Source organism: Collinsella sp. HCP3S3_E11, from assembly GCF_052067375.1.
Classification (GTDB): domain Bacteria; phylum Actinomycetota; class Coriobacteriia; order Coriobacteriales; family Coriobacteriaceae; genus Collinsella.
Genome location: NZ_JBQHQI010000015.1, coordinates 1 through 12,672 on the forward strand (window position 1 = coordinate 1; position 12,672 = coordinate 12,672).

General features: G+C 57.4%; 9 protein-coding genes. 3 read left to right on the plus strand and 6 right to left on the minus strand.

The window, feature by feature from the left end:
- Positions 1–223: 223 nt before the first annotated feature.
- Positions 224–1,297, minus strand: coding sequence for a putrescine carbamoyltransferase (ptcA, locus tag ACTM86_RS07770; RefSeq protein ID WP_154514956.1), 1,074 nt, complete (start codon positions 1,295–1,297; stop codon positions 224–226).
- 330 nt (positions 1,298–1,627) lie between these two features.
- On the opposite strand from ptcA, the gene ACTM86_RS07775 reads away from it, so the two are divergent.
- Positions 1,628–2,593, plus strand: a complete 966-nt coding sequence (locus ACTM86_RS07775; protein WP_441016728.1) for a response regulator transcription factor — start codon at positions 1,628–1,630, stop codon at positions 2,591–2,593.
- A 454-nt stretch (positions 2,594–3,047) separates the two neighbouring features.
- Here ACTM86_RS07775 and ACTM86_RS07780 read toward each other — a convergent pair whose 3' ends face one another.
- Together ACTM86_RS07780 and ACTM86_RS07785 are read right to left on the minus strand one after the other, a co-directional pair.
- Positions 3,048–5,249, minus strand: coding sequence for an FtsX-like permease family protein (locus tag ACTM86_RS07780; protein WP_441016731.1), 2,202 nt, complete (start codon positions 5,247–5,249; stop codon positions 3,048–3,050).
- Positions 5,239–6,024: an ABC transporter ATP-binding protein gene (locus ACTM86_RS07785; RefSeq protein ID WP_427719015.1), complete on the minus strand. Its 786-nt coding sequence runs from the start codon at positions 6,022–6,024 to the stop codon at positions 5,239–5,241. The genes ACTM86_RS07780 and ACTM86_RS07785 overlap by 11 nt, the downstream gene beginning before the upstream one ends.
- 262 nt (positions 6,025–6,286) lie before the next feature.
- On the opposite strand from ACTM86_RS07785, the gene vsr reads away from it, so the two are divergent.
- Complete coding sequence (gene vsr / locus ACTM86_RS07790) at positions 6,287–7,276, plus strand: DNA mismatch endonuclease Vsr (RefSeq protein WP_441016734.1); 990 nt, start codon at positions 6,287–6,289, stop codon at positions 7,274–7,276.
- A gap of 698 nt (positions 7,277–7,974) precedes the next feature.
- On the opposite strand, the gene ACTM86_RS07795 is transcribed toward vsr, so the two are convergent.
- Positions 7,975–8,832, minus strand: coding sequence for a class II fructose-bisphosphate aldolase (locus ACTM86_RS07795; RefSeq protein ID WP_022095149.1), 858 nt, complete (start codon positions 8,830–8,832; stop codon positions 7,975–7,977).
- Between the two features lie 334 nt (positions 8,833–9,166).
- Between ACTM86_RS07795 and ACTM86_RS07800 the strand changes: the two genes are divergently transcribed.
- Positions 9,167–9,970, plus strand: coding sequence for a DeoR/GlpR family DNA-binding transcription regulator (locus tag ACTM86_RS07800; protein ID WP_441016737.1), 804 nt, complete (start codon positions 9,167–9,169; stop codon positions 9,968–9,970).
- A gap of 65 nt (positions 9,971–10,035) precedes the next feature.
- Here ACTM86_RS07800 and ACTM86_RS07805 read toward each other — a convergent pair whose 3' ends face one another.
- Complete coding sequence (locus ACTM86_RS07805) at positions 10,036–11,196, minus strand: FprA family A-type flavoprotein (RefSeq protein WP_427728570.1); 1,161 nt, start codon at positions 11,194–11,196, stop codon at positions 10,036–10,038.
- A 129-nt stretch (positions 11,197–11,325) separates the two neighbouring features.
- Positions 11,326–12,312: a LacI family DNA-binding transcriptional regulator gene (locus ACTM86_RS07810; RefSeq protein ID WP_441016785.1), complete on the minus strand. Its 987-nt coding sequence runs from the start codon at positions 12,310–12,312 to the stop codon at positions 11,326–11,328.
- Positions 12,313–12,672: the final 360 nt, after the last annotated feature.

A 12,672-nucleotide genomic window follows, 5' to 3' on the forward strand; every position in this document is an offset into this window, starting at 1 on the left:
CAGCAGGAGCGGCGGCCTCGCAAACGAAGACGACGCAGATGATGGTCGAAATGACCGTCAGGAAGGAAAGCTTTTTCTTTCCGTCACTCATATTTAATCCTTTGCTCAGTCTTGGACAGATTCGAGGCCCTAAGGTATTAAGGCAATTGGTTGGGCCTCGGTGAGCGGGCGACAGGAGACGAGCATCCACCGCCCGCAAACATGCTTTTAGAAGCCTTGAGGCTTAGAGCTGCTCGAGAGCCTCGAGAGCGGCGTGGAGCTCAGCCTTGGCGGAGTACTCGACACCCTCGTCGTTGAGCGGAGTGCGCTTGCCCAGGGCGGCAAGGAGAGCACGGATGGAGTGCTTGCGGTTCTCGGCCTCGACCCAGCACAGGGAGCGCTCGGGATCGTCCATGACCTCGTCGACGACTTCCTCGCCACGGGTGGCCGGCAGGCAGTGCATGAACTTGGAGTTGGGGCCGGCGAAGTTCATCATGTCCATGGTGACCTGATACTTGGGATAGAACACGTCCATGTAGTTCTCGCCCGAGACCTCCTCGTCGTACAGGCCATACCACACGTCGGTGTAGATGAAGTCGGCGCCCTTGATGCACTCGATGTCGTCAGAGATGACAACCGAGCCGCCGGAGACCTTGCAGTTCTCCTCGGCGATGGCCATCATCTGCTTGCCGAACTCGGCGCGCTCCTCGGCGGTGCCAACGTGCAGGCCGCCGTCGGGGATCTGGTGGCCCTTAGGTCCAAACTGGACAAACTTCATGCCGACCTTGGAGGCGATGAACATGAGGGAGACGCAGACCTGGGTGGCATCGCCGATGAAGGCCAGGGTGCAGTCCTCGATCTTCTTGCCCTCGGGGAGGTTCTCGAGCATGGTCATGAGGTCGCCCATCTCCTGCGTGGGATGGTTGAACTCGGACATGCCGTTGATGACGGGCACAGCGGAGCCCTCGGCGAGGCCGACGACGTCCTTGTGACGGTCAACGCGAGCCATCATGATGTCGAGCAGCGAGCCCATAACGCGAGCGGTGTCGCCCAGGGACTCGTGACCGCCGAGCTGGATGGTGCCAGGGCCATAGAACTGAGCATGGCCGCCGAGGTCGGTCATGGCCGTCTCGAAGGAGAGACGGGTGCGGGTGGAGACCTGCTGGAAGATCATGCCAAGGCTCTGGTTGCGGAGCAGGTGCGGATAATAACCGTCAACCTTGATGGCCTTCTTCATTGCCAGGCCAAGATCCTCGATAGCCAGGATCTGCTCTTTGGTGAAGTCGTTGGTGTCGATGAAATCCTTAGGCAGTGCCATATCGATTTCCTTTCCGCCGGTCTTGCCGACTTATTTACTGTGAGGCGCTCGTACATCACACCTCGTGTTGACAAGACCATCATTCACCCGTGTGCAATTTTTACCTAGTTTATTCGGGATTAAAGACCGTTCACGGAGTTACACCCTCTATAAACCAATATAAACCCGCAGGCAGCGGGCTTGCAGGGGGTTTACCGTCTGGAACCGCGAACGGTATACGGCTATGCTATGTCTGGCGTCTAATCCGCAATGGAACGACCGGCTGAGACAAGTATACCCGTGGGATATAGCGGGCTCCATAAGAGTTCAAATGAGGCAGGACGGTGACAAATGGACACGCTCATGTTCTTCTATACCTTAGCGATACTCGTAATCTGTATTGTGACGGCAGTGCTTTCGCTTGCCGCCTACGCCTCGTCCCATCGACGCTTCTTTATCTATGGCAGCGGCGTTTTTATTTGCTACGCCATCGAGATGACCGAGATCTTCTTTTTTGAATACACGTTGCAAAACGAGACTTTTCCGGCCAGCGACTATTACGCAATTACCATGCCTGCGTTTCGGACCCTTGTGGCGACCATTTCACAGGCTTTTATTTGGCTGATTGCCATGGACTTGCTCGATAAGCATTCAAAAAAGCAGTTCACTATCCCCGTCTTAATGTTTTTACTGTTAGAGTCGCTGACTATCGTCGCTGTCCCCTCCGGCCCCATGCGTCAGTGGCTCTACTACACGATGCGTCAGGTATTCCTTGTCTTTGTGGGACTGTATATCTTTTGGACGGCTCATAAGAGTACGGAGGTTGAGCTGAAGGCACGCGTTAACAACCAGCGAAAGCACCTGATTATCGGCGCTATTCTGGTCGGTTGCATCGTTGCCGAGGATTTCTACAACATCCTTGTCATCCCCATGAGTCTGGCACCCTCTTGGCTGCAGCTTTATCTATCCGAGCGCAACTTTAGCGAGAACGTCTTTGCGTGCTACTTTGCGATTCTGCTGATCATCTACTCCTACCACGTGCTTTCAATTCGCATGGAGAAGGCGCCCGAGGAAAAGAACGTCAACGATCTTGATCGACACATCGAAGAGCAAATGCCCTTCTATCGCAACGCCTACAGGCTCTCCAACCGCGAGGCCGAGGTTTTGCGTCTGGTTGTGCTGGGCAAGTCGAACCAAGAGATTGCTGACGAGCTATTCCTTGCCGTGGGCACCGTCAAGACCCACATCCACAACATCCTGGTCAAAACCGAGCAGCAAAACCGAACCACGCTCATCCTCCACTTTTGGAAGCGTTAACCTGCCAAAAAGGGACAGGTTTATTTTGGTAGGTTTTATCTGGGCAAACGCCAGTCGCCGCAAGAGAGCTGCTTTCCCTTGCGGCGGTCTTCTAGCAGTAAGAGCAAGTGAGTAGACTTTTTGCAGGAGGTCGAGCACAGCCCAAAACGCCGCGGCTCTGACCTGCGATTTTATTGAACATTTATCGCGATGTGCTCAGCATATCTAAATAAGTCTACTCACTTGCATCCGAGACGCACCAGATAGGCAAATAACCGCCGCGAAGGAAGGGTTACGCGGTTTTACCAAACCGCATAACGGCTCGACGCTGCAAGCGCCCCTGAGCGAGCAATCTGACGTTCAGTCGTCGGTCGCGTACAAAAGTACGCTTCCCTCCTCTTTCACGTCACTTTACTCGCTTAGGGGCGCTTTCGCTGACTTATGCTCAACCTACAATGATTCCAAACTGGATGAGTTACTCGCTGTAGCGGGTGGCTATGGCAGCTCGCACCATTTCGGCACTCATGAGGTAGGTCACCAGAAAGTAGCCACCGTATGCTGCCAGGAAGATCGCGCAGGTGAGGCCCACGGTGCCGCCGATGCTCATATTTCCGAATATGCTCACCAGCTCGATAATCACCTTAAGTGCCACAAAGGAGTGCGCCAGACCCACTGCCAGCGGGAACAGGAAGAATACCGCCTGCTGCGCCATCACCGAATGGCGAATCTGGCGGTCGTCGCAGCCGATCTGTGCCAGCACACGATAGCTGCGGCTGCCGTCGGCCACGTTGGAGAGTTGCTGGATCGACAGAATCGCCGCGCATGCAACGACCAATACAAAGCCGATGTAGATGGCTAGGTAGCTAATCATGCCGTTCATCTGCGCTGCTTGCGTGTACATCTCGGAGCGTGTGATGAAGATTCCCCACGATCCCGGCTCCTTGCCGTCAACGAGCAGATTGTCGAGCAGAGTGTATTTAATGCTCTCGTCTGCCTCGGTCGTATCCATCCCCTGTTTGTAGTTAACGAGCAGGCTACTGGAATACGGCTGCAGATTGAGTTGGGACAACAGCTCGTCGGCAACGACGACGGTACCCGGATTACTGCCCATCGCCGAGTTGGCGATGGCCGCCGTGTCCTCGTCCGACTTATCAGTTGCGGGCTTGAGCGTATGCCCGCCCAAGGTAAGGGCATGGCCGCCAGCCATATACTTGGTGTACAGGTCGACCAGCTCACCGCCCATATCACACGTAAGCAAGTACTGGTCGCGGCCAATGCTCACCGGCTCCTCGCCCATCATCTGACGCAGCTTGTTGTACTGGCTCGCCGGCGTCACAAACAGACCCATCGCATCGGCCTTGCTACCCCCGAACGCCTTGGGAAGCTTTTCGCCCATGGTCTTGCACATCTCACCCGCAGACACCGAAGGGCTCGAACCGCCAAACGGGTAACTTAGATACGAATCGATCTGCACATGCTCACCGGCAACATCGGCGATATTGACCTTCTTGCCGGTCTCGTCGTTGTTGTCCGCCGACTTGTCCTTACCGTGCCATGCGGAGTACAAATCGACCGTACTATCGGCCAGCACCATGCGATCGGTCTCAGACGGATTGACATACTCTTTGTAGTAGTCGAGCGTATCGGGCGTGTAATAGACATACGTCTGCGACATATCGGCCGGCGTATAGCGCTCCAGATTCTCGTTCATCACATTGGCAATCGACATACCGCACGTCACCGAGGTGATGGCCAAAAACAGGAGCATCGCGATGACGCCCATCGAAAAGCACACCGTGTTGACCTTGGCCGCAAGCTGGCGCACGATAAACATGTTGAGGCCGCGCCAATACACGCCGCGCAGGCTCTGCAGCAGCTTGATAAGCATGCCCGAGAGTCCCCAAAACAGGGCAAAGGTACCCACGGTAACCATAGCGGTCGTAATGCCAAACTGGTTCATGGCCTCTTGCAGCTTGCTGTCCGTCGCGGTTAGCGGGAACCCATCACGTAGCAGACGGTAATAGGCCACGCCCACAAGCACCACGCCCACGGCAAAGATGGCAATCGCGATCCAGGGGTTGCGTGTCTTGATGCTCTCGTTGCGACGCTCGGCACCCATAAGCTCGATGAGTTTGGTACGACGCACGGCGCGAAGGTTCAGCAGTAGCGTGAGCACAAACATTACGAGCATGCAGGCAAGGGTCAGGTTGAACGCATGCACCGAGAAAAAGAAGTGGAAATTGGCGATCTGTGTCTTAAAGAGCGAGGCCGTAAAGAACGTCATGAGCTGGGAGAGTCCCACACCCAGCACAATGCCGGCGACAAAGGCCACAACCGATACTATCACGGTCTCGAGCGCCATGATCGTGGCGACGCGCCCGCGCCCCATACCGAGCACCTGGTACAGGCCAAACTCCTTCTTGCGGCGTTTCATGATGAAGTTATTGGCATACACCATCAAAAAGGCCATGACACCGGCCAAAAAGTACGTCAGGTAGCCGAGCATGCTGCCCATAACCTGCGCCAAGCCCTCTTCATCGATTCCGGCGATGTCGACCTGCATCGAGATGGTATTAAAGGCATAGAAGACCGTGACGCCCAGGGTGAGCGTCAAAAGGTAGACGAGGTAGTCGCGGCCGGCGCGGCGGACGTTGCCCCAAGCGAGTTTACAGAGCATCGGAGCCCTCACCGCCCATCATGGCAACGACCTCCATAATGCGGTCGAAGAACTCGCGGCGGTCGGTGTCTCCGCGGCGCAGCTCGGTGAAGATCTTGCCGTCGCGAATAAACAGCACACGGCTCGTGTAGCTGGCGGCAAAGCTGTCGTGCGTGACCATGAGCACGGTGGCGCGCAGGCGGCGGTTAAGGGCCTCCAGGCTCTCGAGCAGCAGGCGAGCGCTCTTGGAATCGAGGGCGCCGGTGGGCTCGTCGGCCATGATCATGGTGGGGTCGGTGACGAGCGCGCGAGCCGCGGCAACGCGCTGCTGCTGACCGCCGGACATCTGGTAGGGATACTTGTCGAGCACCTGACTGATGGACAGGCGCGCTGCCACATCCTGCACGCGGGTCGAGATCTCTGCCGAGTTTGTGCGGGCGATGGTGAGCGGCAGGGCGATGTTCTCGCGTGCCGTGAGCGTATCGAGCAGGTTGGAGTCCTGAAAGATAAAGCCAAGCTCCTCGCGGCGGAACTGCGAAAGCTTAGCCTGCTTCATGCGCGTCACGTCCTGGCCGTTGATGCGGATCGTGCCACTTGTGGCGCTATCGATGGTCGACACGCAGTTGAGCAACGTCGACTTGCCCGAGCCCGAAGCGCCCATGATGCCAACGAATTCGCCGCGGTTGACGGTAAAGCTGACGTCGTTGAGCGCGCGGGTCACGTTGCCCAGCGCTCCGTATACCTTTTCGAGATGCACGACTTCCAGTACCGGGGTCGCCATGTGCGTGGTTTGCATACCGAGTCCTTTCTTGCGATTAGTCTACGGCATCTATAGTCGCAAGAAGCCGAGTCGGCTACCATCGATATCGCTTACGCTTGCCTTACCGTTGCGTAAGGTAGGGGTAGTCTTTTTGGGACGGGGCTTTTTTAGCTACCCTATCCGTAGCCTTCGAAGCATGAGGCCGCATTTGACATAGGGCAGCTAAAAAAGCCCCGTCCCAAAAAGACTACCCAAATGAGCTACCCTGCCACGTGTCGATGCTGAGAGAGGACTCCTGTTGAAGACTGTTCATGTTGCCGCTGGGATCATTCGCAAGGAAGGATCCGATGAGCTGCTTGCCGTGCAGCGCGGCTACGGCGACATGCAGGGACTTTGGGAGTTCCCCGGTGGCAAGCTCATGCGCGGCGAGACGCCCGAGGACGCCGTACGCCGCGAGCTCATGGAAGAGCTGCAGGTAAAAGTCACCAACCTGCGCGATTTTTACACCGTTGAGTATGACTACCCCGATTTTCATCTCTCCATGGAGTGCTACTACTGCTCGCTCGCCGATGAATCCGATGAGCCCCAGAAGCACGACCGCCAGCTCGATATCCGCTGGATTCCGCGCACCTCGCTTGCCACCGTTGAGTGGATGCCCGCCGACAAAGGGCTTATCGATGCTCTGATTGAGTTGAAGGAAGATCGGCTTGAGGCCAACGGCGCCGCCGATGACGCCACGCCCAACACGGCCGACAAACCCGCCGCCAAACCCAAGCGCGCACCTAAGCGCCGCAGCAAAAAGCGTCCCAAACCAGGTCTGCTCGACGGCATCGATACCTCGGACCTCTCCGCTGACGAGCGCGAACTGGTGCGCCGTCGCGCCGCTATAAAAAAGTCCATGAAGGGCAACAAGCGCGCCAACACCAAACCCGAGCTGCTCGTTCGCCAGCGCCTGCGGGCAGCGGGCCTTACGGGATACCGTCTGGAATGGAAGGTACCCGGCAAGCCTGACATCGCCTTTCCCGGGCGCAAGATCGCCATTTTCGTCAACGGCTGCTTTTGGCATCGCTGCCCTAAGTGCAATCCGAGCCAGCCCAAGCGCAATGTTGAGTTTTGGGAGGCAAAGTTTCGCCGCAACGTCGAGCGCGACCGAGCCGCCATCGACGCGCTTACCCAAATGGGCTGGACGCCCATCACCGTCTGGGAATGTGAGCTCAAGAAAGACCGCATCGACGCCACCATGGAAAAGGTCATCGAACAGGTACGCGCCGCCGCACCGCAGCGCTAACAGCGATCATTCACACGCTCCGCACGTCCGCGCCACATCCGAGCCGCAAACCTTAGAAAGCCCTTAAGCTCAAAACCTTTCAAGAGTGTTATTCGATACCTTTGACCTGCAGTTTCACTGTTATAACAAACCTGATTAAGCCTTTCTTTAGTGCTTCTTTGCAGCAGCCGCGGCATAATACTGCCAACGAACGGGACCTAGCAGCACACCCCGTGCGCAACCTTTTGGTGGACATCGAGGAGGCCGCATAAGCATGCATTCTTCCAATGACGCAGCACAGCAGCCATCCCTAAAACATGCAGACCTTTTCTCCTTCCCTCCGACACAGAGAAACGGCCTCCTCGACTCCCCCACCACAAAAGCCAAACGCTCAACCGATCAGAATCTCAACTTGCGAATATCCTTCGATAAGCTCCAAGCATCCCTAAACAAGTCATTCCCAAACCAAGCCCGGGCATACTAACCCCCACCAACAAAGCGTCCCTAGCGCACCACTATTCCGCCCCAACGCCACAAGGGCGATTGAGCAGGGCCGTCCGGAAACGGAAAAGGGCCTATCTCTCAGAACATTCCGCAGGACGGAGGAAGCCCCGCAGCGCGTAGCGCGCAGCGGGGCTTCCGACATGTCCGAGGACGTTCTGAGAGATAGGCCCTTTTCCGTTTCCAGACGGCCCGGTGGGATCAGAGTACCCTTGCTGTTACTCTGCTTTGCCCACAGAGTTGAGGTTGGTCATGCGGATCTTAACCAGCTCGGTGATCTCACGCATGCCCTCCTTGGCCGGCTTCTTGGGATCGAAGCAGGCGGGGTTCTCGGCCATGTAGGCCATGAAGCCCTTGGTGTAGGCCTGACGCAGCTCGGTAGCGTAGTTAACCTTGCAGATGCCGTTCTTCACAGCCTCGGCAACCTGCTCATCGGGCACACCGGAAGTGCCGTGCAGAACCAGCGGCACGTCGACGGCGTCGCGGATGGCCTTGACCACGGACTGCTCGATGTGCGGATCGCTCGTGTACACGCCGTGGCTGGTGCCAACGCCAATGGCCAGCGAGGTGCAGCCGGTGCGCTCGACGAACTCCTTGGCCTCGGCAGGATCGGTGTAGGGGCTCTCGCCCTCAACCGCGGGACCGTCGTCCTCCTTGCCGCCAACCTTGCCGAGCTCGGCCTCGACGGGCACGCCCATGGCGCGGCCAGCGTCGGCGACGGACTTGGTCAGGGCAATGTTGTCCTCAAAGGACTCGTGCGAGCCGTCGATCATGACGGAGGTGTAGCCCGTGCGGAAAGCCTGCATGCAGCGGTCATAGCCATCGCCGTGATCGAGGTGCAGAGCGACGGGCACGGAAGCGCGCTCGGCAGCGGCCTTCACCATGCCGTAGAAGTAGTCCAGACCAGCGGTCTTGATGGTGCCCGGGGTGGTCTGCATGATGACGGGGGACTTGGTCTCCTCGGCAGCGGCCAGAACGGCCATAACAAACTCGAGGTTCTCGACGTTGAACGCGCCGACGGCGTAGTGGCCGGCCTGAGCGTCCTTGAGCATCTTTTCGGTGGTAACAAGTGCCATGAGCGTTTGCTCCTCTCCCTCGCCCGCATCTGGACATCGGGCGTAGTTGTTCACAAGGCGTTTTACCTTGCGTTTTACTGCGCTCATTGTATGAAATTCAGCGGCTTTGCACGTGCGAGATATTGAGTCCATGCAGGCCAATACAGTCGTTTTTGAAAAGTAAACGGAAGGAATCGGAACCGAGTGGGTGTGTTCGATATTGAATTTTGAGCGTTTAGCGTCTTTCTTTTATAGAAAAGATAAGTAATCGAAAGGTGTTTTCTTACTCAAAAAGAAAATGAACGAAAATAGAGTCAACACAATTCCTGCAAATTTAGCCGAGAATGGAGCAAATATGGCCCAAGCTACCAACCGTGCTTTTGCTGACGAGCGCCGTACCGCCATTATGGAAATACTCGAGCATAACGCCTCGGTGCAGGTAGCAGAAATCGCCCAGACCTTTGGCGTGTCCTCCGTCACCGCCCGCGCCGACCTGGACGCGCTCGCCGAAGCAGGCAAGCTGCGTCGCACACATGGTGGTGCCGTATCGCTCCACAAACGCCTGACCGTCTCCACGCAAGATCGCCGCATCAATGTCAACGTCGCCGCCAAGCAGGCCATCGCGCAAAGCGCCATCGAGCTCGTTAATGACGGCGACAGGCTGCTCGTCGACTCGGGCACCACGGCGCTCGAATTCGTCCGGCTCCTCGATCAGCGCGACGGCATCACCGTTATCACGGCCGACATTACCATCGCCGATTTTATTGACGAGAGCATGCCCTCGGTCGATGTCGTCATGCTGGGCGGGGCACTGCGCAAAGGTCATCGCTATCTGTACGGCCCACTTACCATGCAGGCGCTCCAAAAGGTCCACGCCGACCTTGCCGTCATGTGTCCTGGCGCTTTTGTTCCCGGCTGCGGCTTTACGACCGACTTTCCTCAGATGGCCGAGACCAAAGCGGCTATGGTCGGTGCCGCCCGTCAAAGCGTCGCCCTCATGGACGCCAGTAAGGTCAACGGACGCGGCATGTACCGTTTTGCCGAGCTTGCCGACGTCGACATCATCGTGATGGACAGCGACCCCGACGCCGCCGTCGCCACCTCAATCGCCGAGGCCGCCGACAGCGCACGTCCAGCCCTCATCATCGCCGGCGCTTAAACAAAAACCACCACAAAGGGCCTGTCCCCTTTGTGGTGGTTTTGCCCGTTAAAAGCGAAATATCGCTACTTGGAAAGCTCGTCGGCGAGGGCCTCGATCTGGGCGCGTGATGTGTCGTTGAGCGAGCCCAGCACGGTCACCTTGTTCTGCGCCAGGGTGATGTCCTTCATGCCCTCGAGCTCCTTGGTCATAACCTTGGCAGCGGCGGGCGTCCAGGAACCGGCCTCGACGAGCGCCACGGTGCGGTTCTGGTAGGCATGCTCGGCGAGCGTGTGGATAAAGGTGCTCATGAATGGGAAGATCTCGCCCTGATAGGTGATGGAGGCGAGCACCAGGCGGTCATAGCGGAACGCATCCTCAACGGCCTCGGCCATGTCGTCGCGAGCCAGGTCAAAGACGGAAACCTTCTGGCCGCGAGCCTCGAGCGCTGCGGCGAGCTCCTCGACGGCAGCCTTCAGATGTCCATACACACTCGCATAGGCAATCGTGATGCCCTCGTCCTCGGGCTGATAGCTCGACCAGGTGTTGTAGGTGTCAAGGTAATAGCCCAGATTCTCGGTAAGGACAGGACCGTGGAGCGGGCAGATGATCTGAATATCCAGATCGGCAGCCTTTTTGAGCACGGCCTGCACAAACTTGCCGAACTTTCCCACGATGCCAAAGTAGTAGCGGCGAGCCTCGCAAGCCCAGCCCTCGGGATCCTCGATGTCGTTGGCGCCAAACTTGCCAAAGCCGTCGGCGCTAAAGAGCACCTTGTCGGTGGCCTCATAGGAGAAGAGCACCTCGGGCCAGTGAACATTGGGGGCGCCGATAAAGGTCAGGCTGTGGCCGCCCAGGTCGAGCACATCGCCCTCTTTGACAACCATTTTGCGCTCGGGGAAGTCGGTGCCAAAGTAGTTGACCATCATGCGGAAAGCACCCATGCTGGCCACAATCTGCGCCTGGGGATAGCGCTCCATAAAGGCGGCGATACCGGCGGAGTGATCAGGCTCCATATGATGGATGACCAGGTAGTCGGGCGTACGGCCATCGAGCGCGGCCTCGAGGTTGCCGAGCCACTCGTCGACAAAACCACCGTCGACCGAATCGGCGACAGCGATTTTATCGCCCAAGATAACGTAGCTGTTGTATGCCATACCGTTCTCGGACACATCGTACTGGCCCTCGAACAGGTCAATGTCGTGGTCGTCGACGCCAATGTAGCGGATATCCTTGGTGATCTCCATCAGACAAAGCCTCCTAGATAGACAAAATAACTTGTCTATCATAGCACTTGGCAGCATTCCAACTGTTATCTGCCGGCATCCTTACCGATTGTTATTGAAATACGATAAATCGTCGTTTACCTGCGCAAACTATGAGCGTGGCATCGCCGTGCTATGTCGAATAATGAGCTGGCCGGGAATACGGATAGCAACGGTTTTGCCCGCCGCACCCGCCTCGGGAACCGCGTGCTCAAACACCTCGCGTCCACGCTGATGTAAATCGAATCGAACGGTCGTGAGCTCGTTATGCGCGACAAAGTCGTCGAGCGAATCGTCGACGCCCACCACGCTTACGTCCTCGGGCACGCGCAGGCCGCTATCACGCAGCGCGGCAATCGCGCCATTTGCCATCTGATCGTTTGCCGCATAGATCGCCGTCATGGTGCGATCGTGCTCGGCCAGGTACCTGCCGGCCTCGTAGCCGCTGTTGGCAGACCAGTCGCCCTCGAGCGGCGCCTGCGGCTTAATGTGCTTATGCTCGAGCGCATCCTGCCAGCCGGCGCGACGAAATTGCTCGTCGACCGAGAACGACGGGCCGCCAATATAGCGAATTTGCTCGTGCCCCAGCTCAAACAGATGATCCATAAGCAAGAGCGAGCAGCCGTAATGGTCGGAGTCGACCGTGGTCACGCGCGGATGCGCGTACATGGTAACAATAACCGTGCCAATGCCCGGCAGCGGATCAAACGTCTCAAAATCGGGCGCCATGCGGCTCATGCCGATGATAATGCCGTCCACCGGCAGCGCAGCCATACGACGCGTGGCCTCGGCAAGCGAAAACTCCTCGGTCTTGGACATCTCGACCAGCGTGATGGCGCAATTATGCTCGCGAGCAGCGCTGGCGATGCCGTCGATCATTGAGAGGTTGCCAAACTTGGTGATATCGTTGACGCACAGACCGACCGAATGGTAACGGCCGTCGCGCAGCGAGCGACCGGCATAACTCGGACGAAAACCGAGCTCTTGCATAGCGGCCTGCACGCGCTGGCGCGTCTGCTCGTTAACGTTGGGCAAGCCGTTGGCGACGCGCGAAACCGTCTGCTGTGAAACACCGGCAGCGCGGGCGACGTCGGCCATGGAGACCGGACGCGTACCTGTATCGTTGGACGAGTGCCTTGCCACAGAATCACCTTCACCCTTGCGAAATCTGAATAGCGTGCATGCCGACCCGGGCAGAAACACACCCCACGCCGAAGCCCGCTATCGTCGGACGCATGTTAACGTACTCTACTTTTTCTATCTGTATCTCTTCTGCTTTATAAGTCCATACGGCGGTACCGTTCACGGCTGTAATTCTACCGACTACCAGATTCTCAAAAAGTGACAAGCGATCTGTTATGAGTACGTTAACATAGCCCGTAACGTGCGGCATCGTGAACACTTGGTTCATGCCGCTTCAAGCTGTTAACGTACTCATAGCGACGCAAAACTCGCCCG

Coding starts and splice junctions, on each gene's coding strand:
- ptcA (WP_154514956.1), bottom strand. CDS start 1,297: ATGGCACTGCCTAAGGATTTCATCGACACCAACGACTTCACCAAAGAG.
- ACTM86_RS07795 (WP_022095149.1), bottom strand. CDS start 8,832: ATGGCACTTGTTACCACCGAAAAGATGCTCAAGGACGCTCAGGCCGGC.
- ACTM86_RS07805 (WP_427728570.1), bottom strand. CDS start 11,196: ATGGAGATCACCAAGGATATCCGCTACATTGGCGTCGACGACCACGAC.
- ACTM86_RS07780 (WP_441016731.1), bottom strand. CDS start 5,249: ATGCTCTGTAAACTCGCTTGGGGCAACGTCCGCCGCGCCGGCCGCGAC.
- ACTM86_RS07775 (WP_441016728.1), top strand. CDS start 1,628: ATGGACACGCTCATGTTCTTCTATACCTTAGCGATACTCGTAATCTGT.
- ACTM86_RS07810 (WP_441016785.1), bottom strand. CDS start 12,312: ATGGCCGACGTCGCCCGCGCTGCCGGTGTTTCACAGCAGACGGTTTCG.
- ACTM86_RS07785 (WP_427719015.1), bottom strand. CDS start 6,024: ATGCAAACCACGCACATGGCGACCCCGGTACTGGAAGTCGTGCATCTC.
- ACTM86_RS07800 (WP_441016737.1), top strand. CDS start 9,167: ATGGCCCAAGCTACCAACCGTGCTTTTGCTGACGAGCGCCGTACCGCC.